Source organism: Pseudomonas aylmerensis (genome assembly GCF_001702265.1).
GTDB lineage: Bacteria > Pseudomonadota > Gammaproteobacteria > Pseudomonadales > Pseudomonadaceae > Aquipseudomonas > Aquipseudomonas aylmerensis.
Map to the genome: position 1 here is coordinate 200379 of NZ_MAUE01000012.1, position 23374 is coordinate 223752.

Genomic DNA, 23374 nt, shown 5'->3' on the forward strand with positions numbered 1-23374 from the left:
CTCACGGGCCTCGATGAGTTGAGGCGTACCCGGACACTACCACAGCGTCACAAATAAACAAGACGACCTCAGGTGCGCGCCCTGCGCTGCTCGGCATCCAGGCAGATCACCCGGCGCCGGGCATCATCGGCGGAGCGCCATTCACGGATGTCTTCCACGTGGCGGAAGCAACCAAGGCAGACTTTATGCTCGTCCAGACGACACAAACTGATACAAGGTGACGGCACCGCCGGGCTGACATTACTGAACAGCGGCTTCGGCGGGCGGACAGGTACAGGCTGGGTCACGGTCAGATCTCGTCGAAATCCAGCTCGGCGCCGGTATATTCGTGGACCAGGCGCGCGACCATCTCGCCCAACAGCTCTTCACTCTTGTCACACTGCCACTTGCCGCTTTCTTCTTCGTAGTCGAAGTGCACGCCACCGGAGCGCGCCGCCAGCCACAGCTGACGCAGCGGCTCCTGGCGGCTGAAGATCAACTGCTGGCCGCTCTCGAACTTGACGGTCAGCACGCCGGCCGAGTTTTCCAGGTCCACGTCCAGGCCGCTGTCGTCGAAAATATCTTCCAGTGCCTGCTGGGTCGAATCCACCAGGTCGTGAAAACGGGCTTCGGTCAAACTCATTGTGGCAACCTCAAAAGTGTCTGGTTTTGCTCAAGCGCCGCACGATACGGGCGAGCCTCGCCGATTGCAAAGGATACCGATTTCATCACGATCGACGGAATGAAATATCCCCATCGAGCGTAGGACGTTTCCCGACTATCTCGGCAAACCCCCGCTGGACGGGTATTCCAGCGCATAGGCAAGCTGGCGGGTGGTCGGTATACTCGGGCGCAATTAATGCATATTCAAGGATTTCGCCATGAAGCGCCTGATCTCTTCCCTTGCTGCGCTCGTCGCGGTCGCCTGCCTCGTTAGTGCCTGTGGTCAAAAAGGCCCGCTGTACCTGCCCGATGACAGCAAAGATCCGAATGAACAGGCGCAATCGTCGCAAAAACCCGCTAAAGCGCATAAGCACGACACCTACTAAGGGAAGATCATGGACGCTTTTAACTACCGGGACGGCGAGCTGTTCGCGGAAGGCGTGGCGTTGTCCGCGATTGCCGAGCGCTTTGGTACCCCGACCTACGTGTACTCGCGCGCGCACATCGAAGCGCAGTACCGCTCGTTCACCGACCCGCTGAACGGCGTGCCGCACCTGGTGTGCTACGCGGTGAAAGCCAACTCCAACCTCGGCGTACTGAATGTCCTGGCGCGCCTGGGCGCTGGTTTCGACATCGTGTCGCGTGGCGAGCTGGAACGAGTACTGGCCGCTGGCGGCCAGGCTGACAAGATCGTGTTCTCCGGCGTCGGCAAGAGCCGCGAAGACATGCGCCGCGCCCTGGAAGTGGGCGTGCACTGCTTCAACGTCGAATCCACCGATGAGCTGGAGCGCCTGCAGACCGTGGCCGCCGAGATGGGCGTTCGCGCGCCGATTTCCCTGCGCGTCAACCCGGACGTCGACGCCGGCACCCACCCGTACATTTCCACCGGTCTCAAAGAGAACAAGTTCGGCATCGCCATTGCCGACGCCGAGGACGTGTACATCCGCGCCGCCCAGCTGCCGAACCTGGAAGTATTGGGTGTCGATTGCCACATCGGCTCGCAACTGACCACCCTGCCACCGTTCCTGGATGCCCTCGACCGCCTGCTGGCGTTGATCGATCGCCTGGGCGAGTGCGGCATCTACCTGCACCACATCGATCTGGGTGGTGGTGTCGGCGTACGTTATCGCGACGAAGAACCGCCGCTGATTGCCGACTACATCCAGGCCGTGCGCGAGCGCACCGAAGGCCGCGATCTGACGCTGATGTTCGAGCCGGGCCGCTACATCGTCGCCAACGCCAGCGTGCTGCTGACCCAGGTCGAGTACCTCAAGCACACCGAGCACAAGGATTTCGCCATCGTCGATGCGGCGATGAACGACCTGATCCGCCCGGCGCTGTACCAGGCCTGGATGGACGTCACTGCCGTGAAACCTCGCGACAGCGCACCGCGCACCTACGACATCGTCGGCCCGATCTGCGAGACCGGCGACTTCCTGGCCAAGGACCGCCATCTCGCACTGGAGGAAGGCGACTTGCTGGCCGTGCATTCGGCCGGTGCCTACGGGTTTGTCATGAGTTCCAACTACAACACCCGCGGCCGTGCCGCCGAGGTGCTGGTGGACGGTGATCAAGCGTTCGAAGTGCGTCGCCGCGAGACGGTAGCCGAGTTGTATGCTGGCGAAAGCCTGCTGCCGGAGTAAGCCATGCTGCTGCGTTTTACCAAGATGCACGGGCTGGGCAATGATTTCATGGTCCTCGACCTGGTCAGCCAGCACGCGCACATCCTGCCCAAGCACGCTAAACAGTGGGGCGACCGGCATACCGGGATTGGCTTCGACCAATTGCTGATCGTCGAGGCACCGAGCAACCCGGAGGTGGACTTCCGTTACCGGATCTTCAACTCCGACGGTTCCGAAGTGGAACAGTGCGGCAACGGTGCGCGCTGCTTCGCCCGCTTTGTGCTGGACAAGCGCCTGACCGCCAAGCGGCAGATTCGCGTCGAGACCAAGAGCGGCGTGATCGAGCTGGATATCCGCAGCGACGGCCAGATCAGCGTCAACATGGGCGCCCCTCGCCTGGTGCCCGCGGACATTCCGTTCCAGGCCACCGAGCAGGCCACCAGCTACGCGCTGGACGTGGACGGCAAGACTGTCGATATCGCCGCGGTGTCCATGGGCAACCCGCATGCCGTACTGCGGGTCAACGACATCAACAACGCGCCCGTGCATGAATTGGGGCCGAAGATCGAACACCACCCGCGCTTTCCGGCACGGGTCAACGTGGGCTTCCTGCAGGTGATCGACCGTACCCGCGCGCAATTGCGTGTGTGGGAACGCGGCGCCGGCGAAACCCAGGCCTGCGGTACCGGTGCTTGCGCCGCTGCCGTGGCCGCGATCAGCCAGGGGTGGATGGATTCGCCGCTGCTGATCGACCTGCCCGGTGGACGCCTGTCCATCGAATGGGCAGGCCCTGGCCACCCGGTGATGATGACCGGGCCGGCCTCGCGTGTATACGAAGGACAGGTCCGTCTATGAGTGAGCAAAGCTAATGACCGATAAGCCTCAAGTACCCGCACAAGCTACCCCGAGCGAAAGTCTGGAGGCCGCTGCCGTCGCGGCGTACCTTGAGGCGAATCCGCATTTCTTCGTCGAGCACGAAGAGCTGCTGCCGGCCCTGCGCATCCCTCACCAGCGCGGCGATACCGTGTCGCTGGTGGAGCGGCAGATGAAGATCCTGCGCGAGCGTAATATCGAAATGCGTCATCGGCTCTCGCAGTTGATGGACGTGGCCCGCGACAACGACCGCCTTTTCGACAAGACCCGCCGCCTGATTCTGACCCTGATGGACGCCACCAGCCTGGAAGAAGCGGTGATCGCCGTCGAAGACAGCCTGCGCCAGGACTTCCAGGTGCCCTTTGTCAGCCTGATCCTGTTCAGCGACAACCCGATGCCGGTGGGTCGCTGGGTCAGCGGTGGCGATGCACAAACCGCGATCGGCGGCCTGTTGTCCGAAGGCAAGACCATCAGCGGTACCTTACGCGAGCACGAACTGGACTTCCTGTTTGGCGCCGAACAGCGCAAGCAGATCGGCTCCACCGCCGTGGTCGCGCTCAGTCATCAAGGCCTGCACGGCGTACTGGCCATCGCCAGCCGTGACCCGCAACACTACAAAAGCTCGGTAGGCACGCTGTTCCTGACCTATATCGCCGAAGTGCTGGGCCGGGTATTACCGCGCTTTACCACCGCCCTGCGCGCGGTGCGCTAGCCATGGAACGGCAACTGGACGCTTATTGCGCTCACCTGCGCAACGAGCGCCAGGTGTCGCCCCATACCCTGGAAGCTTATCGACGGGACTTGAACAAGGTCCTGGCGTACTGCGAAAAACACCAGATCAGCAGCTGGAAAGCCCTGGATATCCAGGGCCTGCGCAGCCTGATCGCGCGCCTGCACCAGCAGGGCCAGTCCTCGCGCAGCCTGTCGCGCCTGCTGTCGGCGGTGCGCGGCCTCTATCACTACCTCAATCGCGAAGGCCTGTGCGACCACGACCCGGCCAACGGCCTGTCCCCGCCCAAGGGCGAGCGGCGCCTGCCCAAGACCCTCGACACCGATCGCGCCCTGCAACTGCTGGAGGGTGCGGTAGAGGATGACTTCCTCGCCCACCGCGACCAGGCGATCCTCGAGCTGTTTTATTCCTCTGGCCTGCGCCTGTCGGAGCTGACCGGCCTCAACCTGGATCAACTGGACCTGGCGGACGGCCTGGTGCAAGTGCTTGGCAAAGGCAGCAAGACCCGTGTGCTGCCGGTCGGCAGGAAGGCCCGCGAGGCGCTGCAACTCTGGTTGCCGCTACGCGCCCTGGCCAACCCGGTGGACGACGCCGTGTTTATCAGCCAGCAAGGCCGGCGCCTGGGGCCTCGGGCCATTCAGGTGCGGGTCAAGGCTGCCGGCGAGCGCGAGCTGGGCCAGAACCTGCATCCGCATATGCTGCGGCACTCCTTTGCCAGCCATCTGCTGGAATCGTCCCAGGACCTGCGCGCGGTACAAGAGCTGCTCGGCCACTCCGATATCAAGACTACGCAGATCTATACCCACCTCGACTTCCAGCACCTGGCAACGGTGTACGACAGCGCCCATCCACGGGCCAAACGCATCAAGGGCGGCGACTCATGAGTATCAAGCTGATCACCTTCGACCTGGACGACACACTCTGGGACAACGTACCCGTCATCATCAGCGCCGAAGCGTCGATGCGCGAATGGCTGGCGGTGAACGCCGCCAAGGTCGGCGACTTGCCCCTGGAGCATTTCGCCAAGCTGCGCCAACACGTGCTGGAGCGTCATCCCGAGCTGAAATACCGCATCAGCATCCTGCGCCACCGGGTGCTGATGCACGCCTTTGAAGAGGCCGGTTATCCACAGCCCGAGGCCACGGAAATGGCCGATGTGTGCTTCGAGGCATTCATCCACGCACGCCACCAGCTCAGCGTATTCCCGGAAGCCGAGCCGATGCTGCAAGCCTTGCGCCAGCACTTTTTGCTGGGGGTGATCACCAATGGCAATGCTGATGTGCAGCGCGTGGGCCTGGCGGACTACTTTCACTTTGCCCTGCGCGCCGAAGATGTCGGCATCGCCAAGCCGGATGCGCGATTGTTTCAGGAAGCGTTGCAACGCGGTGGCGTGGACGCCAGCAAGGCAGTGCACGTGGGCGACCACCCGGGTGATGACATCGCCGGGGCGCAGCAGGCGGGCCTGCGTGCGGTGTGGTTCAACCCGACAGGCAAGCCGTGGGAAGGTGAAAAGCGCCCGGATGCCGAGATTCGCAGCTTGACCGAACTGCCGCCACTGCTGCGCAGTTGGCATACACACTGAAGCCAGCGCCCACACAGGAATGCGGTGGGCCAGCCAGTTTGCTACAGGCATGAAAAAGCCCGCAGCGACGGCGGGCTCTTTCAGCAAGCAGGTGGCAGACCTCAGATAGGTCGGCTGCCGTACTTGTTATCTGGCTTCTTCGGTGGATCTGCCACCACGTTGGCCTCGACTTCCTGCACTTTGCCGCCTTTAGCGAGGAATTCTTCCATCGCACGGGCCAGCGCGTCGCGCTCTTTGTTCTTGGCCTCGACGCTCGGCAGTTCGTCTACCGAAACAGCAGCCTTGGCCTTGCCCTTGGCAGCCGGAACAGGCGCATCATCGCCACCGTCGTCGTCAGCAACGTCTTCAGCCGCCGCTTCAAGACCTTCTTCGGTGTCGTCTTCGTCACCTACTTCCAGTTCGTCGTTTTCCAGATCATCGTCGCTCATGTTCTACCTCATGACTTGCGAAAAGCAGATTAGTTATAGCCCAGCTTCACCCTCTGTCGAGTTCGCCGGAAAAAAATCAACATCCACTGGATAACCAGTGGCTTATGCCCCATCACCGTGCAGAGTGGCGAGGACTTTACGAGCACCGCCATGATCACGGTGCTCGCCCAGATAAACACCTTGCCAGGTCCCCATCGCCAAGCGGCCGTTCTTCACCGGCAAACTCAGCTGGCAGCCCAGGAGACTGGCCTTGAAGTGCGCCGGCAGATCGTCCGGGCCTTCGTCGTTGTGCTCGAATCCTGCCCGGCCTTGCGGCACCAGCGAATTGAAGAAACGCTCGAAGTCACGACGAACCGCCGGGTCGGCATTCTCGTTGACGGTCAACGAGGCCGAGGTGTGCTGCAGCCACAGATGCAACAGGCCCACGCGACATGCCTTCAATTCAGGCAGGCCGGCAAGTAACTCGTCGGTTACCAGGTGAAAGCCCCGGGGCTTTGCCCGCAGGGTGACCAGGGTCTGTTGCCACATACAGTTCTCCGCCCATCGGCGCGCATTCTAGCGCGCTCTGGGAAAAAACAAAGTGCCGAATACGCCTACATGCCTGTAAGACATTCGCACGCTGGAAAGTGCCGCGTGCGCCCCATCACAAACTGGGCGCAAAAACCGACACAGCTTGTTATGACTGACAAACGCCAGGCAAAAAAATGCCCGGCAAGCCGGGCATCTTTTTTTCGCGTACTTACAAGTTGTAGCCGCGCTCGTTGTGTTGCGCCAGGTCGAGGCCGACCGCCTCTTCTTCTTCGGTCACACGCAGGCCCATCACCACGTCCAGCACCTTGAGGATGATGAAGGTCACGATGGCTGTGTAGATCACAGTGAAGCCCACGCCTTTGCACTGGATCCAGACTTGCGCCGCGATGTCAGTGGTGGCCGCGTTGAAGCCGCCCAGCGAAGGGGCAGCGAACACGCCGGTCAGGATCGCGCCGAGGATACCGCCGATACCGTGTACGCCGAAGGCGTCCAGGGAGTCGTCGTAGCCCAGCTTGCGTTTCAGCGTCGTGGCGCAGAAGAAGCACACCACACCGGCAGCCAGACCGATCACCAGGGCGCCCATCGGGCCCACGGTGCCAGCGGCTGGCGTGATTGCCACCAGGCCAGCGACCACACCCGAGGCAATGCCCAGTGCGCTTGGCTTACCGTGGGTGACCCACTCGGCGAACATCCAGCCCAGCGCTGCAGCAGCGGTAGCGATCTGGGTGACCAGCATCGCCATGCCGGCAGTGCCGTTGGCTGCCGCTGCGGAGCCGGCGTTGAAGCCGAACCAGCCGACCCACAGCATCGCGGCACCCACCAGGGTGTAACCGAGGTTGTGCGGCGCCATTGGGGTGGTCGGGAAGCCTTTGCGCTTGCCGAGTACCAGGCACGCCACCAGGCCAGCCACACCGGCGTTGATGTGCACTACGGTGCCGCCTGCGAAGTCCAGCACGCCCCAGTCGCCCAGCAACGAACCCGGGCCGCCCCAGACCATGTGGGCAATCGGTGCGTAGACCAGGGTGAACCAAACGCCCATGAAGATCAGCATCGCGGAGAATTTCATACGCTCGGCGAAGGCACCGACGATCAGCGCCGGGGTGATGATCGCGAAGGTCATCTGGAAGGTGACGAACACCGCCTCAGGGAACAGCGCCGCAGGGCCGGTGATGCTCGCTGGGGTCACACCCGACAGGAACAACTTGGACAAGCCGCCGACGAACGAGTTGAAGTTGACGACGCCCGCTTCCATCCCGGTGGTGTCGAACGCCATGCTGTAGCCGTACACGAACCACAGGATGGTGATCAGGCCGGTGATGGCGAAGCACTGCATCATCACGGAAAGAATGTTTTTGGAACGCACCATGCCGCCGTAGAACAGCGCCAGGCCTGGAATGGTCATGAACAGCACCAGCGCAGTGGATGTGAGCATCCATGCAGTGTCGCCGGAATTGAGGACTGGAGCAGCCACTTCGTCTGCCGCCATGGCCAGGCTGGGCATTACGATGGACAACAGGGCTCCGAGCCCTGCGAATTTACGCAGAGTCATATTGTTTTCTCCTGGGGCGTTGGGGTTTGGCGGCTTAGATTGCGTCGGTATCGGTTTCGCCGGTACGGATGCGAATAGCCTGTTCCAGATTGACCACGAAGATCTTGCCGTCACCGATCTTGCCGGTGTTGGCGGCCTTGGTTATCGCCTCGATAACCCGGTCAAGATCCTTGTCGTCAATGGCGACATCAATCTTCACCTTCGGCAGGAAATCGACCACGTATTCCGCGCCGCGATACAGCTCGGTGTGACCCTTCTGCCGACCGAAGCCTTTGACCTCAGTAACGGTAATGCCCTGCACGCCGATCTCGGACAACGACTCGCGTACATCGTCCAACTTGAACGGCTTGATGATGGCAGTGACTAGCTTCATGAAAACTCTCTCCCGAATTGGTGGACTTGCCCCAGGAAAACAAACCCGTCTCAAGTCTAAGCGCAGTGCCTGGCTTTGTAACGCGTCGTCGCAAGGGCAATTGCCGTGGCGACGCCAGCGAACCACTGGTGACGAAACCTGTACCCCTGATCCGTCGGCGCACTGCATTCGTCACAGCGACTGCATCAGTGCATGGGTCATGATCGTCTAAGCAGAAACCTTGCCAGCTCCGTAAAAATCACTGAAATCAGTCCTTTGCTCACCTATGCCCACCTGCGGGGCTTTCTGGCGAACGCAATGCGCACAAAAACAGTGCGTCGCCCTACGGCCGGTTGCGCGAAAAGCGTGCGCGGCAGGCCGTGAAAATCACTATAGACGCTGCGTGATACACTGCCGGCCAACAGTTTTCCGGAATATTTCCCATGCTCGCGCCCAAAGATCTCCTCGATGCCCTGAGCGGCCACGCCTCTCGCCTGTTCAGCGGCGACACCCCGCTGCCCCGCAATGAAATCGAAAGCCAGTTCAAGGCGCTGCTGCAAAGCGGCTTCAGCAAACTCGACCTGGTGAGCCGCGAAGAGTTTGATAGCCAGATGGTCGTGCTGGCCCGCACACGTGCGCGGTTGGAGAGCCTGGAAGCCAAAGTGGCTGAGCTGGAAGCGCGGTTGACACCCCCGGTCGAGTAACTGACGCAACGGGGTCAAAATGTGGCAGCAGGCTTGCCCGCGAATGCAGTCTGTCAGACATGCAGATGCTGGCAAATCCAGCGCTTTCGCGAGCTAGCCCGCTCCCACGTTTGCTCTGCGTCGTTCCCTAGATACGTTCTGTAAAACCTCCACGCCCCGCTCTATTCCACCTCGTCTACCCTTGAAAAACCGCAGGAAGCGGCCCTCCCTTTCAAGGAACGAGCATGTCCCTCGCCATTGTCCACAGCCGCGCCCAAATTGGCGTCGAAGCCCCTGCCGTCACCGTCGAAGTGCATATGGCCAATGGGTTGCCGTCCCTGACTCTGGTGGGTTTACCGGAAACCGCAGTCAAGGAAAGCAAGGACCGTGTACGCAGTGCCATTCTCAATTCAGCACTGAAATACCCCGACCGCCGGATCACCCTCAACCTCGCGCCCGCCGACCTGCCCAAGGACGGCGGGCGTTTTGATCTGGCGATTGCCTTGGGGATCCTGGCGGCCAGCGTGCAGGTGCCGGCGCTGACCCTGGATAACGTGGAATGCCTGGGCGAACTGGCACTGTCCGGCGCGGTGCGAGCGGTGAAAGGCGTGCTGCCCGCGGCGCTGGCAGCACGCAAGGCCGGACGCACCGTGATAGTGCCTCGGGCGAATGCCGAGGAAGCGTGCCTGGCGTCCGGGCTGACGGTGATTGCAGTCGACCATTTGCTCCAAGTGGTGGCACACCTGAATGGGCATGCGCCGATTGAGCCCTACAAGTCCGATGGACTGCTGTACCTGAACAAGCCGTACCCGGACCTGAGCGAAGTGCAAGGCCAGTCAATGGCCAAGCGTGCTCTGCTGGTTGCCGCTGCAGGCGCGCACAACCTGTTGCTGAGCGGACCGCCCGGCACCGGCAAGACCTTGCTCGCGAGCCGCCTGCCTGGGTTATTGCCCCCATTGAGTGAACAGGAAGCCCTGGAAGTGGCAGCGATTCAGTCAGTGGTCAGCCTCGCGCCGCTGAGCCATTGGCCGCACCGGCCGTTTCGTCAGCCGCACCACTCTGCATCAGGCCCCGCATTAGTGGGCGGCGGCTCGAAGCCGCAGCCGGGGGAGATCACCTTGGCCCATCACGGGGTGTTGTTCCTGGATGAGTTGCCGGAGTTTGATCGCAAGGTCCTGGAGGTGCTGCGCGAGCCCCTTGAATCGGGGCATATCGTGATTTCCCGCGCCCGCGACCGGGTGAGTTTCCCGGCGCGCTTTCAACTGGTGGCGGCGATGAACCCCTGCCCCTGCGGCTACATGGGCGATCCCAGCGGGCGCTGTCGGTGCACGCCGGAGCAGATTCAGCGCTATCGCAACAAACTCTCCGGGCCGCTGCTGGACCGGATCGACTTGCACGTCACCGTCGCCCGGGAGACCACCGCGCTGAACCCGACCCTGCAGGATGGCGATAACACGGCGAAGGCATCGGCGCAGGTTGCCGAATCCCGGGAGCGTCAGCTGAAGCGCCAGGGCTGCGCCAATGCCTTCCTGGATCTACCGGGGCTGCGCAAGCATTGCACGCTGGCAAAGGTCGACGAAAGCTGGCTGGAGACCGCTTGCGAGCGACTGACATTGTCGCTGCGCGCGGCCCACCGGCTGCTCAAGGTAGCGCGCACGCTGGCGGACCTGGAACAAGCAGACACTATCGCTCGCCATCACCTGCAAGAGGCGCTGCAATATCGTCCGGCAGCGATCACCTGAGCCTGTTGAGCATCAGCAGGGCCTGGGCAGGAAGTGTGCGCAAATCCAGTTTCAGCGAAACCGATCCACCTCATGCCGCAAGCTCGCTGCCAGCGTCTCCAGCTCTTTGGCCGTAATCGCCAGGTTCGACACCACTTCACGCTGCTCGCTGTTGGCCAGCGCAATGCTCTGCAAGTTGCTGCTGAGCAAGGTCGCGGTGCTGCTCTGCTCCTGGGTGGCGGTGGTGATCGCGGCAAACTGCTGGCCGGCCGAGCGGCTCTGTTCGTCGATCCGTGCCAGGGCCGAGGCTACGTCGGCGTTGCGCGACAGGCCTTCCTGCATCAACACATTGCCGTGCTCCATGGTGCTGATGGCATTGCCGGTTTCCTGCTGGATACTCTGGATCATCCCGGAAATCTCATCAGTGGCCTGGCGGGTACGCGACGCCAGGTTGCGCACTTCATCGGCGACCACGGCAAACCCGCGGCCCTGTTCACCGGCCCGAGCGGCTTCGATGGCGGCGTTGAGTGCCAGCAGGTTGGTCTGTTCGGCGATCGAGGTGATCACGCCGACGATCCCGCCGATTTCCTGGGAGCGCTGGCCGAGGGTGTTGATCACCGTGGCGGTGCTGTTCAGCGCAGTGGCGATGTGCTCAAGCGACGACGACGCCTCTTGCATCGAGGTACGGCCAATCCGGGTCTGCTGCGCATTTTCCTGCGCCAGGCGTTCGGTATTGCCCATGTTGTCGGCGATGTTCAGCGAGGTGGCGCTGAACTCTTCCACCGCGCCGGCCATGCTGGTGATTTCGCCCGACTGTTGCTCCATGCCCTCATAGGCCCCGCCGGACAAACCGGACAAGGCCTGGGCACGGCTATTAACTTCTTCGGCTGCGCTGCGAATGTGCGAGACCATGGTCGACAGCGCCTCGCCCATCTGGTTGAAGCTGCGTGCCAACTGGCCGATTTCGTCATGGCTGGACACGTTCAAGCGGGCACTCAAATCACCGGCACCCAAGGCCTCGGCCTGACTCACCAGATCACTCAACGGCTGCAGTTTGCTGCGCAACAGCCACACCGCCGCGCCGACCGCGAACAGCATCGCCAGCACGCTGCCGATCACCAGGCGGATACCCACGGCCCAGGTGACTTCGCGGATCTCAGCCTTGGGCATGCTCGCGACCACCGACCACGGGCCGCCTTCGAAGGGTACCGAGACGCTGTAGAAGTCTTCGTTCTTGTCGCTCCAGAAACGGCCCTCGCCCGGCTTCTTCGCCAGGTCGAGCATCACCGGGATTGCCTGATCCAGTGCCTGCACACCAGCGGGCGGCACCAGCCAGCGCTTCTGTTCGTCCAACAACGCGAGGGAGCCGGTCTTGCCGATGCGGAAGCGCTTGAGGTTTTCGAATTGGGCATTCTGCGCGTCGGTGTAGTCGAAGCCGACAAACAGCACCGCGATCACCTTGCCGGCCGCGTCGCGCACCGGTGTGTACTGGGTCATGTAGGAACGTTCGAACAGCACCGCACGGCCCACATAATTCTGCCCGGCAAGCAGGCGCTGATACGCCGGGTGCTGATGGTCCAGCACCGTGCCGATGGCGCGACTGCCATCCTGCTTGGTCAAGGACGTGCTGACACGGATGAAGTCTTCGCCACTGCGCACAAACACCGTGGCCACGCCGCCGGAGGTGTCCTTGAATTCATCGACCTCATCGAAATCGTTGTTCAACACGTCATTGCCCAGGTACAGGCCTGGCGTCTGCATCCCGGCGACGGTAACCGGTTGATCCGCATGCACGCTCAACCCGGCGCCGAAGCGCTTTTCAAACAGCCCGCTCAAGCGCTGGGTACTTTCGCGCAAGGTGCTGTGGAAGGTGTTGAGTTGATCGGCGAGCAGCCGCGCCTCGCTGGCCAGGTGCTCTTCGCGGGTGTCGAGGTTGGCGGAGTCCAGTGAACGCAAGGCGAATACCGTACTACCGCTGATGACAACAGCCAGTATCACGGCTAATGCGAGGCCTAACTGTGAGGCAATCCGGGCGCGAGGTTGAGACATGACGGCTCCTGGCCGAGGCCAGGATCATCCTGATCTCATAGCGCTGCTCGGCAAATTATCTAATGGGAAGCGTTGGTGCACGATGGTTCCAACACACCTACTTCGGCGGACGCGGGAAATACTTGAGCGAATCACAGGGGTATCTCGCAAACGGTTGCGCGCCCGTGCCTCGGGCCACTCAATCGAGGCGCTCGACCGGTGGTAAAACCATCGCCCGCACTTCGCCCTGTAGGAAGTCTGCCAGCCGGCGCAAACGCTCGCCGCCGGGGCGGGTCTTCGGCCACACCAGGTAATAATTTTCACCACTGGCCACGGCGGTCGGCCACGGCAGGCTCAACCGCCCTTGGGCCACGTCCTCAGCCACCATCAGCAAGTCGCCCATCGACACACCGTAGCCTCGCGCGGCAGCGATCATGCCCAGCTCGAGGGTATCGAACACCTGCCCGCCCTTGAGCGACACCTGGGATGACAACCCCATACGCTCCAGCCAATTGCGCCAATCGCGCCGGTCCGGCGTGGGGTGCAGCAACTCGGCGGTGGCCAGCCGGGCGGCATCCCAGGGCCCATCCGCCAACAGGTTCGGGGCGCCGACGGGGATCAACAGTTCAGGAAACAGGTAGCTGGCCTCCCAGTCCGCCGGGAAATGCCCGTAGCTCAGCAACACCGCGCAGTCGAAGGGCTCCTGGTTGAAGTCCACCTCGTCCACGCTCATCCAGGCACTGGTCAATTGCACTTCGTTGCCCGGCTGCAACGCCCGAAAACGGCTGAGTCGTGCGAGCAGCCAACGCATGGTCAGGGTCGACGGCGCCTTCATGCGCAGGATGTCATCTTCGGCGTTCAGGGTATGGCAGGCGCGTTCCAGCGCGGCGAAGCCCTCGCGCACCCCAGGCAACAACAGGCGCGCGGCTTCGGTGAGCTGCAGGTTGCGGCCGCTGCGCTGGAACAACCGGCAGGCGAAGTGCTCTTCGAGGGTGCGGATATGTCGGCTCACCGCACTTTGGGTGATCGACAGCTCCTCGGCCGCACGGGTGAAGGAGTTGTGTCGGGAAGCGGCCTCAAAGGCACGCAACGCGTAAAGCGGAGGAAGACGACGAGACATAGGGAAAGCTCCGACAGCGCAATGCCAAAACCCTACCAGAATCAAACAGGCATGAGTTTTAATCATGCAAGCGATCGCATTTATCCCTTTGTGCAATGCGCTGAGAGCGCCGAGAATCAACCCTCCCCCAACCCTCTGACTTTTTGAGCGTGATGATCATGCAGCATCCGGCACGTACCGAACTCTGGGCCATTCTGCGGCTGTCAGGGCCGTTGATTGCCTCACAGTTGGCGCACATGCTGATGGTGCTGACCGACACCCTGATGATGGCGCGCCTGAGCCCCGAGGCCCTGGCCGGTGGCGGCCTGGGTGCGGCGAGCTATTCATTCGTGTCGATTTTCTGCATCGGCGTGATTGCCGCCGTGGGCACCCTGGTCGCCATCCGCCACGGCGCGGGCGATATCGAAGGCGCCACCCGCCTGACCCAGGCCGGGCTGTGGCTCGCGTGGCTGATGGCCCTGGCGGCCGGTTTGCTGCTGTGGAACCTCAAGCCGGTTTTGCTGATGTTTGGCCAGACCGAAACCAACGTGCACGCCGCAGGGCAGTTCCTGACGATCCTGCCGTTCGCGTTGCCGGGCTTCTTGAGCTTCATGGCCTTGCGCGGTTTCACCAGCGCGATTGGCAAGGCGAAACCAGTGATGGTCATCAGCCTCGGCGGCGCGGTGGCCAACTACCTGCTCAACCACGCATTGATCGAAGGCATGTTCGGCCTGCCGAAACTGGGCCTGATGGGCATCGGCCTGGTCACGGCCCTCGTCGCCAATGGCATGGCGTTGGCGTTGATGGTGTACATCCACCGCAATCGCACCTATGCCGCCTACCCGCTGAGCACCGGCCTGCTGCGCCTCAACACCCAGTACCTGCGGGAGTTGTGGCGCCTCGGCCTGCCGATTGGGGGCACCTACGCGGTGGAAGTCGGGCTGTTTGCCTTCGCCGCACTGTGCATGGGCACGATGGGCAGCACACAGCTGGCCGCGCACCAGGTGGCTTTGCAAATCGTCTCGGTGGCTTTCATGGTGCCGGCGGGGATGTCCTACGCGGTGACCATGCGCATCGGCCAACATTACGGCGCCGGGCAGTTGCTGCATGCACGCCTGGCCGGTCGCGTCGGCATCGGATTTGGCGCAGCGGTGATGTTGGGATTCGCCGCAGTGCTGTGGCTGTTTTCCGTTCCACTGATCGGACTGTTGATCGACCCCAACGACCCGGCGTTCCACGACGTGATCGTCCTGGCCGTCAGCCTGCTGGCCGTGGCCGCATGGTTTGAACTGTTCGACGGCGTGCAAACCATCGCCATGGGCTGCATTCGCGGGCTGAAAGACGCCAAGACCACCTTTCTGATCGGCGCGGGTTGCTATTGGTTGATCGGCGCTCCGTCGGCCTGGCTGATGGCCTTCACCCTGGGCTGGGGGCCGACCGGTGTGTGGTGGGGGCTGGCGCTGGGCCTCGCATGTGCGGCGCTCAGCCTGACCTGGGCGTTTGAGGCGAAGATGAAGCGTATGATTCGGCAGGAGCCGCAGACCTACAGCTCCCTGCAGGCTGTCCAGGCGGACTGAAGGCTGCATGGATCAATGTAGGAGCAGGCAAGCCAGCTCCTACAGTTTGTGGCGTTCGCAACTCGATTCAGCCCAGCAAGGCCTGCTGGCCTTTGCCGAAGGTCAGGTACTCCACAAGCTCCGGCAACGGCAGCGGTTTGCTGATCAGGTAACCCTGGGCCTGGTCGCAGCCGAACAAGCGCAGCAGCGCCAGCTGCTCAGGGGTTTCCACGCCTTCAGCCACCACTTCCAGGTTGAGGTTGTGCGCCAGGTTGATCATCGCGTGCACCAGCTTGCGGTTCTCTTCGCGCTCTTCCATGCCGCCGACAAAGCTTTTGTCGATCTTCAGCAAGGCGATCGGCAGGCTGTTGAGGTGCACGAAGGATGAGAAACCGGTGCCGAAATCATCCAGGGAAAACCGCACGCCCAAGCGGCCAAGGGCGTCCATGGTCTGCTTGACCAGGTCACTGCGGCGCATCACGGCGGTTTCGGTGAGTTCGAATTCCAGCCACTGCGCTTCCACTCCGCGCTCACTGATCAGCCGGCTGAGGGTCGAGAGCAACTGACTGTCCTGGAACTGGCGAAATGACAGATTGACCGCCATGTGCAACGGCGGCAGGCCGCGTTCACGCAGGTCCTGCATGTCACGCAGGGCCCGGGAAATCACCCAGTAACCCAGTGGCACAATCAACCCGCTCTGCTCGGCGAGCGGCACGAACTCGCTGGGCGGCAACAGGCCGCGCTCGCCGTGGCGCCAGCGCACCAAGGCTTCGAGGCCGACGATATGGCCGTCGTCCAGGTCCAGGCGTGGCTGGTAGTGCAGCTCCAACTCGTCGCGGCGCAAGGCGCGGCGCAGCTCGGTTTCCAGGTCGGCCAGGCTGCGCGCGTTGCGGTTGATGCGTTCGTTGAAGATATGAAAGGTGCAACCCTGGGTGCTCTTGGCTTGTTGCATGGCGATATGCGCGTGCCACATCAGCGGGTCTGCACCGGCGCGCGCGCGGGCATGCGCGACGCCCAGGCTGCAGCCGATCAGCAGGCTTTCACCATCCACCCAGTAAGGCTCGGCCATCACTTCGGTGATGCGCTCGGCCATCCACTCGGCACGCTGGGGTGCGCGGCGGGTGTCGATCAGCAGGGCGAATTCATCGCTGCCGAGGCGCGCGAGCTGGTCGCCCGCCTCGAGCTGGCTCTTGAGCCGCGAGACCACTTGCAGGATCAGGCGGTCACCGGCCTGGTGGCCGAGGGCGTCGTTGGCATGGCGAAAATTATCGAGGTCCAGGTGACCGAGGGCCAGGCCGCGACCTTCATTCTCGGCCAGCCGCGCAGCCAGCAGGGTCTGGAAGCCCTGGCGATTGGCGATACCGGTCAGCGGGTCCTGTTCGGCCAGGCGCTGCAGGGTATTTTCCAGCAGGCCGCGCTCGCGAACGTGGCGCAGGCAGCGGCGCAAGGTGTCAGCGTCCAATACCGCACGAACCAGCCAGTCACTGACGCCCAGGGGCGAAACCAGGGGCTCCTGCTCCAGCAACAACACGCACGGCAGGCTGCAACGGCCAGGGCCGGGTTGCAGGCTGGGCGTGGTCAATAGAACGGCGCTGTGATCGTCATCGAACAGACGACTCACGGACTCCCAGTTTGGTGCGCTGATCAGCACAGCCCCATCGCCCATCGGCGCCAGGCACTCGCGCAACAACGCTGCCCACGCTGGCTCATCGGCCAGTAGCAGCAAACGCAAGGGTTCGACAGGCGTAGACAAGCTAGCTCCCTAGACTCTGCAAAATTTCGTTGGCGGCGGGCATTATGACGTGCGGCCTGATAATCACCAATGATAGGGGTTATCAAATACGCCATCTGTAAAGGTTAGTGGCAGCTAATCACAAAAAGCCTCCGACATCCTGCGGCAAAGTATCAAAACCGGCAAATTTAGATCGAGTGGTACGTCACACTGTCGTTCTGACAGAGCAGAATCCTGCCAGCCTGTTAAAATGCCCGCCCTTTTGAACAACGACTCCCTGAATCCTGTATGTCCCGACTCAATCCCCGGCAGCAAGAAGCCGTGAACTACGTCGGCGGCCCTCTATTGGTGCTCGCCGGCGCAGGCTCCGGCAAGACCAGCGTGATCACCCGCAAGATCGCGCACCTGATCCAGCAGTGCGGCATCCGCGCCCAGTACATCGTCGCCATGACCTTTACCAACAAGGCGGCGCGGGAAATGAAAGAGCGTGTCGGCACCCTGCTCAAGGGTGGCGAAGGCCGTGGCCTCACCGTGTGTACCTTCCACAACCTGGGGCTGAACATCATCCGCAAGGAGCATGTGCGGCTGGGCTACAAGCCGGGCTTCTCGATCTTCGACGAGACCGACGTCAAGGCCTTGATGACCGACATCATGCAGAAGGAATACGCGGGCGACGACGGCGTCGACGAGATCAAGAACATGATCGGCGCCTGGAAAAACGACCTGATCCTGCCCGCCGAAGCCCTCGAAGCCGCACGCAACCCCAAGGAGCAGACCGCCGCCATTGTCTATACCCACTACCAGCGCACGCTCAAGGCGTTCAACGCGGTGGACTTCGACGACCTGATCCTGCTGCCGGTGAAGCTGTTCCAGGAGCACGCCGACATTCTCGAAAAGTGGCAGAACAAGGTGCGCTACCTGTTGGTGGACGAATACCAGGACACCAACGCCAGCCAATACCTGCTGGTGAAGCTGCTGATCGGCACGCGCAACCAGTTCACCGTGGTCGGCGACGATGACCAGTCGATCTACGCCTGGCGCGGCGCCCGCCCGGAAAACCTGATGCTGCTCAAGGACGACTACCCGTCCCTGAAAGTGGTGATGCTGGAGCAGAACTACCGCTCCACCAGCCGCATCCTGCGCTGCGCCAACGTGCTGATCTCGAACAACCCCCACGAGTTTGAAAAACAACTGTGGAGCGAGATGGGTCATGGCGACGAGATCCGCGTGATCCGCTGCCGCAACGAAGACGCCGAAGCCGAGCGCGTGGCCGTCGAGATCCTCAGCCTGCACCTGCGCACCGACCGGCCGTACAGCGACTTCGCGATCCTGTATCGCGGCAACTACCAGGCCAAGCTGATCGAGCTGAAGCTGCAGCACCACCAGGTGCCGTATCGCCTGTCAGGCGGTAACAGCTTCTTCGGACGCCAGGAAGTGAAAGACCTGATGGCCTACTTCCGGCTGATCGTGAACCCGGACGACGACAACGCCTTCCTGCGGGTGATCAACGTCCCACGCCGGGAAATCGGTTCGACTACCCTGGAAAAGCTCGGCAACTACGCCACCGAACGCAAGATTTCGATGTACGCCGCCACCGATGAAATCGGCCTGGGCGAACACCTGGACTCGCGCTTCACCGATCGCCTGTCGCGCTTCAAGCGCTTCATGGACAAGGTGCGCGAGCAGTGCGCCGGCGAAGACCCGATCAGCGCGCTGCGCAGCATGGTCATGGACATCGACTATGAGAACTGGCTGCGCACCAACAGCTCCAGCGACAAGGCCGCGGATTATCGCATGGGCAACGTCTGGTTCCTGATCGAAGCGCTGAAGAACACCCTGGAAAAAGACGAAGACGGCGAGATGACCGTCGAAGACGCCATCGGCAAACTGGTGCTACGCGACATGCTCGAGCGCCAGCAGGAAGAAGAAGACGGCGCCGAAGGTGTGCAGATGATGACCTTGCATGCGTCCAAGGGCCTGGAATTCCCCTACGTGTTCATCATGGGCATGGAAGAGGAAATCCTCCCGCACCGCTCCAGCATCGAAGCCGACACCATCGAGGAAGAACGGCGCCTGGCCTACGTGGGCATTACCCGCGCGCGTCAGACGCTGGCCTTCACCTTTGCCGCCAAGCGCAAGCAATACGGCGAAATCATCGATTGTGCCCCCAGCCGGTTCCTCGATGAGCTGCCACCGGACGACCTGGCCTGGGAAGGCAATGACGACACCCCGACCGAGGTCAAGGCCGTTCGCGGCAACACCGCCCTGGCGGATATACGCGCGATGTTAAAGCGCTAGAATCGACTACTTTTTAATCTACTTTCGGCGCACAACGCGCCATTAGAGGAAGCTTTCCGTGGAAGCACTGCACAAGAAAATTCGCGAAGAAGGCATCGTGCTTTCCGATCAGGTACTCAAGGTCGACGCCTTTCTGAACCACCAGATCGACCCGGCGCTGATGAAACTGATCGGCGACGAATTCGCCGCGCTGTTCAAGGACTCGGGCATCACCAAGATCGTCACCATCGAAGCCTCCGGCATCGCCCCGGCGATCATGACCGGGCTGAACCTCGGCGTACCGGTGATCTTCGCGCGCAAGCAGCAATCGCTGACCTTGACCGAAAACCTGCTGTCGGCGACGGTGTACTCCTTCACCAAGAAAACCGAAAGCACCGTCGCGATCTCGCCGCGTCACCTCACCAGCAGCGACCGCGTGCTGGTGATCGATGACTTCCTGGCCAACGGCAAGGCGTCCCAGGCGCTGATTTCGATCATCAAGCAGGCCGGCGCCACCGTGGCCGGCTTGGGGATTGTGATCGAGAAGTCGTTCCAGGGCGGCCGTGCGGAGCTGGATGCGCAGGGATACCGAGTGGAATCCCTGGCACGGGTCAAATCCCTCGCCGGTGGTGTGGTCACCTTCATCGAATAATCGCAAAACCTTGTAGGAGCCGGCTTGCCGGCTCCTACAGTAGGTTTGTGGCGGGTTTTAATGCGCGGTGGCTTGTAGGCCGGCGAGCAGCAAGCGCTGATACAAATCTTCTTTCAGCCCCTCCGGCTTATCCAGGCGCATCCGCTGCAGATGCTTGGGAAACGCCTCCGGCTCCGGCGCGTCCAACGCCGCCTTGCCCAGCTCCAGGATCTCCGTCAGCTTGAATTTGCTCTTGAGCCAATTCAATGCCCGCAGCAGGTCCCGCTCCTCGTCCGTGAAGTCACTGCCCAGCGGATATTCCGGAAACAGCCGACGATGCCGTGCCTGGATGGCCTTGAGGCGCTCCGGCGTGTTATCGCTGAAACGCGGGTCCAGCTCGAAATCCTTGGGCAACTTGCCGGCCTTTTGCGCCTGCTCGATCAAGTCAGCCTGGAAACGTGAGTCAGTGATGTTGAGCAAGGCCTCGATCACCTTGGCATCGGTCTGACCGCGCAGGTCGGCAATGCCGTACTCGGTAATGACGATATCGCGCAGGTGCCGCGGAATCGTGCAGTGGCCATACTCCCAGACGATATTCGAACTGACCTCCCCCGCCGACTCGCGCCAGCTGCGCAGGATCAGGATCGAACGCGCGCCTTCCAGCGCATGCCCCTGGGCCACGAAGTTGTACTGCCCGCCGACGCCGCTGAGCACGCGGCCATCTTCCAACTGGTCCGCCACCCCGGCGCCGAGCAACGTCACCATGATCGCGCTGTTGATAAACCGCGCGTCCTGGCGCTGCAGGCGCTTGAGGTCTTCCTGGCCATACAGCTCGTTGATGTAGCTGATGCGGGTCATGTTGAATTCCAGGCGCTTGGCGTGGGTCATTTCCTGCAGGCGCTGGTAAAAACTACGCGGCCCGAGGAAGAAACCGCCATGGATCGACACACCGTCGGGCTGCGCGGCATCATCGATCAGGCCGGCATTGGCCTGCTCCTGGGTCGCCACATCCGGGTACACCTTGCGCCGCACGATCCCGGCGTCAGCCAACACCAGCAAGCCGTTGACGAACATTTCGCTGCAGCCATAAAGGCCACGGGCGAACGGGTCGACGCCGCCTTCATGGCTGATCAGGGGCGCCCACTGGTACACATCCAGATCCGTCAGCAGCAAGCGGTAGGACTCGTTGTCGGCCTGACGCGCCAACAGCGCAGCCGTCAGCGCATCGCCCATCGAGCCGATGCCGATCTGCAAGGTGCCACCATCACGTACCAGGGTGCTGGCATGCAGGCCGATAAAGTGATCCTGGAACCCCACCGGCATGTTCGGCGTGGAGAACAGCGTGGTGTTGTCCTTTTCGTCGAGCAGGTAGTCAAATTCGTCCATGCCCAACTCGGCATCACCGGGCATGTAGGGCAAATCGCTGTGCACCTGACCGACCACCAGGATGGTTTCCCCGGCGGCGCGGCGCTTGGCGATCATCGGCAACAGGTCGAGGGTGATATCGGGGTTGCAACTCAGGCTCAGGCGATCAGGGTGTTCGGCGCTGCTCGCCACCAGCTGCGCCACCAGGTTCAGGCCGGCGGCGTTGATGTCGCGGGCCGCATGGCTGTAGTTGCTGCTGACGTAATCCTCCTGGGCCGAGGTGCTGTGAAGCAGGCTGCCGGGCTGCATGAAGAACTGCTGCACGTGGATGTTTTTTGGAAGGCTGTCCTTCTGCAGGTCGGCGAGAAAGTCCAACTCGGGGTAATCGCCGAACACGCGTTCGATGAAGGGTTCGAGAAAACGCTTCTGCAGGCCGTCGCCCAAGGTCGGGCGGCCCAGGCTCAGCGCGGTGTAGATCGTCAGCGCCCGGTCCGGCAACTTGGCGATGCGCCGGTACAAGGCATTGGCAAACAGGTTCGGCTTGCCCAGCCCAAGGGGCATGCCCATGTGGATATGCGCCGGCAAGCGCGCCAGTACGTCGTCAACTGCTTGCTCGATTGAACACAACTGCACCATCCGACCCTCCTGAACATTCCATGATTAGGGGTTGGACAGAGAGTGGCGGGTCTTTGCTGCAAAGACCAGACTCGAAACACAAATTGCAGGCACAAAAAAGCCGCTCGTAAGCGGCATTTTTGCCGAAGATCGGCGGTTACAGGCCGGACATCTTCTTGATCGCGCCCTTCAAATCATCATCCGTGCAATCCGCGCAGGTGCCTTTAGGCGGCATGGCGTTGATGCCGGTGATGGCCTTGGCCAGGATGCCATCAAGGCCGCCCTGGTGATCGGCACGTTCTTTCCAGGCCGCGGTGTCGCCAATCTTCGGCGCACCCAACAGGCCGGTGCCGTGGCAGGCGTTACAGTGCTTGGCAATGATGTCGTCCGGCGTCTTAGCAGCGCCTCCGCCAGCGGCTACCGCCACTTCCATCCCTTTGCATTCCTGGCCCTGGACGCAGACTTGGCCGACCGGCTCCAGGCGTTTGGCAATTTCATCATTGGTCGCAGCTTGAGCGCTGACAGCCCATAGGGCCAGTACGGTTGCTGGTGCAGCCAGCATTTTCATAATTAGGTTCACGCGTTCACCCTCAATGGTGGCTATTCACGCCTGCGGCCACGGTTTCGCAGGCGGCGAAAGTATAACGGTTAGCCCGTCTGGCCGAAACAACCCTATTAAATAAAGGGAGATTCAGCCTCACGGAATACTGCCACGGGAACCTCTGCAACGCTGGCAGGGCGCCTCTATTGTTAAAAGTTCGCGGGTGTGGCTGCGCTGATTAGTCGCGCCGGCACGTCGAACGGGTTGCGAAAACGATGCGGCTTGGTGCTTTCAAAGTAGTAGCTATCGCCGGCTTCGAGCACAAAAGTTTCAAGACCGACCACCAGTTCCAGACGACCTTCCACCAGAATCCCGGTTTCTTCGCCTTCGTGGGTGAGCATTTCTTCGCCCGTGTCGGCGCCCGGCGGGTAGATTTCGTTGAGAAAGGCAATGGCCCGGCTCGGGTGTGCGCGGCCGACCAGTTTCATGGTGACGGCGCCGTCAGAGATGTCGATCAGCTCATTGGCTTTATAGACGATCTGCGTCGGTATTTCCTGGAGGATCTCCTCGGAAAAGAACTCGACCATCGACATGGGGATGCCGCCCAGCACCTTGCGCAAGGAGCTGATCGAGGGGCTGACACTGTTTTTTTCGATCATCGAAATGGTGCTGTTGGTGACACCCGCGCGCTTGGCGAGCTCACGCTGGGAAAGACCCTTCAGTTTACGGATGGATTGCAGTCGTTCGCCGACGTCCAATGCAGGTGCCTCCTAGGATTCAGGCTTTGTTGTAGTTGAGCGTTATCATGGCGACAGCG

The 23374-nt window shown here is 61.9% G+C and carries 23 protein-coding genes; 11 read left to right on the forward strand and 12 right to left on the reverse strand.

Features of this window, described 5'->3' with window-relative positions:
• Window positions 1–68 precede the first annotated feature (68 nt).
• Window positions 69–287, reverse strand: coding sequence for a DUF1289 domain-containing protein (locus tag BBG20_RS31675; RefSeq protein ID WP_083221352.1), 219 nt, complete (start codon window positions 285–287; stop codon window positions 69–71).
• A gap of 2 nt (window positions 288–289) precedes the next feature.
• Complete coding sequence (gene cyaY / locus BBG20_RS09190; RefSeq protein WP_065902433.1) at window positions 290–622, reverse strand: iron donor protein CyaY; 333 nt, start codon at window positions 620–622, stop codon at window positions 290–292.
• A gap of 238 nt (window positions 623–860) precedes the next feature.
• On the opposite strand from cyaY, the gene lptM reads away from it, so the two are divergent.
• From lptM to BBG20_RS09215, 6 genes are read left to right on the forward strand one after another with little or no spacing between them, the layout of a single operon-like run.
• Window positions 861–1028: an LPS translocon maturation chaperone LptM gene (gene lptM, locus BBG20_RS31685; protein ID WP_017845169.1), complete on the forward strand. Its 168-nt coding sequence runs from the start codon at window positions 861–863 to the stop codon at window positions 1026–1028.
• A 9-nt stretch (window positions 1029–1037) separates the two neighbouring features.
• On the forward strand, window positions 1038–2285 hold the full coding sequence (gene lysA / locus BBG20_RS09195; protein ID WP_065902434.1) for a diaminopimelate decarboxylase: 1248 nt from the start codon (window positions 1038–1040) through the stop codon (window positions 2283–2285).
• A gap of 3 nt (window positions 2286–2288) precedes the next feature.
• Window positions 2289–3119: a diaminopimelate epimerase gene (gene dapF, locus BBG20_RS09200; protein ID WP_065902435.1), complete on the forward strand. Its 831-nt coding sequence runs from the start codon at window positions 2289–2291 to the stop codon at window positions 3117–3119.
• A gap of 13 nt (window positions 3120–3132) precedes the next feature.
• A complete protein-coding gene (locus BBG20_RS09205) occupies window positions 3133–3849 on the forward strand; it encodes a DUF484 family protein (RefSeq protein WP_065902436.1) in 717 nt (238 codons plus the stop codon).
• Between the two features lie 2 nt (window positions 3850–3851).
• Window positions 3852–4751, forward strand: a complete 900-nt coding sequence (gene xerC / locus BBG20_RS09210) for a tyrosine recombinase XerC (protein WP_065902437.1) — start codon at window positions 3852–3854, stop codon at window positions 4749–4751.
• Complete coding sequence (locus tag BBG20_RS09215; RefSeq protein ID WP_065902439.1) at window positions 4748–5449, forward strand: HAD family hydrolase; 702 nt, start codon at window positions 4748–4750, stop codon at window positions 5447–5449. The genes xerC and BBG20_RS09215 overlap by 4 nt, the downstream gene beginning before the upstream one ends.
• Window positions 5450–5550: 101 nt before the next feature.
• Here BBG20_RS09215 and sutA read toward each other — a convergent pair whose 3' ends face one another.
• From sutA to glnK, 4 genes are all read right to left on the reverse strand, one after another.
• Complete coding sequence (sutA, locus tag BBG20_RS09220) at window positions 5551–5877, reverse strand: transcriptional regulator SutA (protein ID WP_015886504.1); 327 nt, start codon at window positions 5875–5877, stop codon at window positions 5551–5553.
• A 102-nt stretch (window positions 5878–5979) separates the two neighbouring features.
• A complete protein-coding gene (locus BBG20_RS09225; RefSeq protein ID WP_065902441.1) occupies window positions 5980–6405 on the reverse strand; it encodes a secondary thiamine-phosphate synthase enzyme YjbQ in 426 nt (141 codons plus the stop codon).
• A gap of 211 nt (window positions 6406–6616) precedes the next feature.
• Complete coding sequence (locus BBG20_RS09230; protein WP_065902443.1) at window positions 6617–7957, reverse strand: ammonium transporter; 1341 nt, start codon at window positions 7955–7957, stop codon at window positions 6617–6619.
• A gap of 34 nt (window positions 7958–7991) precedes the next feature.
• A complete protein-coding gene (gene glnK / locus BBG20_RS09235; RefSeq protein WP_002555808.1) occupies window positions 7992–8330 on the reverse strand; it encodes a P-II family nitrogen regulator in 339 nt (112 codons plus the stop codon).
• A gap of 422 nt (window positions 8331–8752) precedes the next feature.
• On the opposite strand from glnK, the gene BBG20_RS09240 reads away from it, so the two are divergent.
• Both BBG20_RS09240 and BBG20_RS09245 read left to right on the forward strand, forming a co-directional pair.
• Window positions 8753–9013 (forward strand): accessory factor UbiK family protein, encoded by a 261-nt coding sequence (locus tag BBG20_RS09240; RefSeq protein WP_065902445.1) that lies wholly within the window; start codon window positions 8753–8755, stop codon window positions 9011–9013.
• 224 nt (window positions 9014–9237) lie between these two features.
• Window positions 9238–10734 (forward strand): YifB family Mg chelatase-like AAA ATPase, encoded by a 1497-nt coding sequence (locus BBG20_RS09245; RefSeq protein WP_065902447.1) that lies wholly within the window; start codon window positions 9238–9240, stop codon window positions 10732–10734.
• Window positions 10735–10785: 51 nt separating this feature from the next.
• On the opposite strand, the gene BBG20_RS09250 is transcribed toward BBG20_RS09245, so the two are convergent.
• Together BBG20_RS09250 and BBG20_RS09255 are read right to left on the reverse strand one after the other, a co-directional pair.
• A complete protein-coding gene (locus BBG20_RS09250; protein ID WP_065902449.1) occupies window positions 10786–12762 on the reverse strand; it encodes a methyl-accepting chemotaxis protein in 1977 nt (658 codons plus the stop codon).
• A gap of 178 nt (window positions 12763–12940) precedes the next feature.
• The gene (locus BBG20_RS09255) at window positions 12941–13861 is read right to left on the reverse strand and encodes a LysR substrate-binding domain-containing protein (RefSeq protein ID WP_065902450.1); all 921 of its coding nucleotides are present in this window, start codon (window positions 13859–13861) and stop codon (window positions 12941–12943) included.
• Between the two features lie 152 nt (window positions 13862–14013).
• On the opposite strand from BBG20_RS09255, the gene BBG20_RS09260 reads away from it, so the two are divergent.
• On the forward strand, window positions 14014–15417 hold the full coding sequence (locus tag BBG20_RS09260; RefSeq protein ID WP_065902452.1) for a NorM family multidrug efflux MATE transporter: 1404 nt from the start codon (window positions 14014–14016) through the stop codon (window positions 15415–15417).
• Window positions 15418–15484: 67 nt separating this feature from the next.
• On the opposite strand, the gene BBG20_RS09265 is transcribed toward BBG20_RS09260, so the two are convergent.
• The gene (locus BBG20_RS09265) at window positions 15485–17149 is read right to left on the reverse strand and encodes a putative bifunctional diguanylate cyclase/phosphodiesterase (RefSeq protein ID WP_065902454.1); all 1665 of its coding nucleotides are present in this window, start codon (window positions 17147–17149) and stop codon (window positions 15485–15487) included.
• Window positions 17150–17416: 267 nt separating this feature from the next.
• On the opposite strand from BBG20_RS09265, the gene rep reads away from it, so the two are divergent.
• Window positions 17417–19426 (forward strand): DNA helicase Rep, encoded by a 2010-nt coding sequence (gene rep / locus BBG20_RS09270; protein WP_065902456.1) that lies wholly within the window; start codon window positions 17417–17419, stop codon window positions 19424–19426.
• 58 nt (window positions 19427–19484) lie between these two features.
• Window positions 19485–20057: a xanthine phosphoribosyltransferase gene (locus tag BBG20_RS09275; RefSeq protein WP_003195447.1), complete on the forward strand. Its 573-nt coding sequence runs from the start codon at window positions 19485–19487 to the stop codon at window positions 20055–20057.
• 57 nt (window positions 20058–20114) lie between these two features.
• Here BBG20_RS09275 and BBG20_RS09280 read toward each other — a convergent pair whose 3' ends face one another.
• From BBG20_RS09280 to BBG20_RS09290, 3 genes are all read right to left on the reverse strand, one after another.
• Window positions 20115–22037: an acetyl-CoA hydrolase/transferase C-terminal domain-containing protein gene (locus BBG20_RS09280; RefSeq protein WP_065902458.1), complete on the reverse strand. Its 1923-nt coding sequence runs from the start codon at window positions 22035–22037 to the stop codon at window positions 20115–20117.
• A gap of 136 nt (window positions 22038–22173) precedes the next feature.
• A complete protein-coding gene (locus BBG20_RS09285) occupies window positions 22174–22584 on the reverse strand; it encodes a c-type cytochrome (protein ID WP_065902460.1) in 411 nt (136 codons plus the stop codon).
• Between the two features lie 182 nt (window positions 22585–22766).
• Entirely contained in the window at window positions 22767–23315 is a 549-nt protein-coding gene (locus BBG20_RS09290; RefSeq protein ID WP_003176893.1) for a cupin domain-containing protein, read from the reverse strand.
• Between the last annotated feature and the right edge of the window lie 59 nt (window positions 23316–23374).

Excerpts from the sequence above, each read along its gene's own strand:
- BBG20_RS09250 (WP_065902449.1), bottom strand. The coding sequence starts at position 12,762 with ATGTCTCAACCTCGCGCCCGGATTGCCTCACAGTTAGGCCTCGCATTA.
- BBG20_RS09280 (WP_065902458.1), bottom strand. The coding sequence starts at position 22,037 with ATGGTGCAGTTGTGTTCAATCGAGCAAGCAGTTGACGACGTACTGGCG.
- BBG20_RS09225 (WP_065902441.1), bottom strand. The coding sequence starts at position 6,405 with ATGTGGCAACAGACCCTGGTCACCCTGCGGGCAAAGCCCCGGGGCTTT.
- BBG20_RS09205 (WP_065902436.1), top strand. The coding sequence starts at position 3,133 with ATGACCGATAAGCCTCAAGTACCCGCACAAGCTACCCCGAGCGAAAGT.
- cyaY (WP_065902433.1), bottom strand. The coding sequence starts at position 622 with ATGAGTTTGACCGAAGCCCGTTTTCACGACCTGGTGGATTCGACCCAG.
- BBG20_RS09230 (WP_065902443.1), bottom strand. The coding sequence starts at position 7,957 with ATGACTCTGCGTAAATTCGCAGGGCTCGGAGCCCTGTTGTCCATCGTA.
- BBG20_RS09215 (WP_065902439.1), top strand. The coding sequence starts at position 4,748 with ATGAGTATCAAGCTGATCACCTTCGACCTGGACGACACACTCTGGGAC.
- glnK (WP_002555808.1), bottom strand. The coding sequence starts at position 8,330 with ATGAAGCTAGTCACTGCCATCATCAAGCCGTTCAAGTTGGACGATGTA.
- BBG20_RS09245 (WP_065902447.1), top strand. The coding sequence starts at position 9,238 with ATGTCCCTCGCCATTGTCCACAGCCGCGCCCAAATTGGCGTCGAAGCC.
- lysA (WP_065902434.1), top strand. The coding sequence starts at position 1,038 with ATGGACGCTTTTAACTACCGGGACGGCGAGCTGTTCGCGGAAGGCGTG.
- sutA (WP_015886504.1), bottom strand. The coding sequence starts at position 5,877 with ATGAGCGACGATGATCTGGAAAACGACGAACTGGAAGTAGGTGACGAA.
- dapF (WP_065902435.1), top strand. The coding sequence starts at position 2,289 with ATGCTGCTGCGTTTTACCAAGATGCACGGGCTGGGCAATGATTTCATG.
- xerC (WP_065902437.1), top strand. The coding sequence starts at position 3,852 with ATGGAACGGCAACTGGACGCTTATTGCGCTCACCTGCGCAACGAGCGC.
- BBG20_RS09240 (WP_065902445.1), top strand. The coding sequence starts at position 8,753 with ATGCTCGCGCCCAAAGATCTCCTCGATGCCCTGAGCGGCCACGCCTCT.
- BBG20_RS09260 (WP_065902452.1), top strand. The coding sequence starts at position 14,014 with ATGATCATGCAGCATCCGGCACGTACCGAACTCTGGGCCATTCTGCGG.
- BBG20_RS09285 (WP_065902460.1), bottom strand. The coding sequence starts at position 22,584 with ATGAAAATGCTGGCTGCACCAGCAACCGTACTGGCCCTATGGGCTGTC.
- lptM (WP_017845169.1), top strand. The coding sequence starts at position 861 with ATGAAGCGCCTGATCTCTTCCCTTGCTGCGCTCGTCGCGGTCGCCTGC.
- BBG20_RS09255 (WP_065902450.1), bottom strand. The coding sequence starts at position 13,861 with ATGTCTCGTCGTCTTCCTCCGCTTTACGCGTTGCGTGCCTTTGAGGCC.
- rep (WP_065902456.1), top strand. The coding sequence starts at position 17,417 with ATGTCCCGACTCAATCCCCGGCAGCAAGAAGCCGTGAACTACGTCGGC.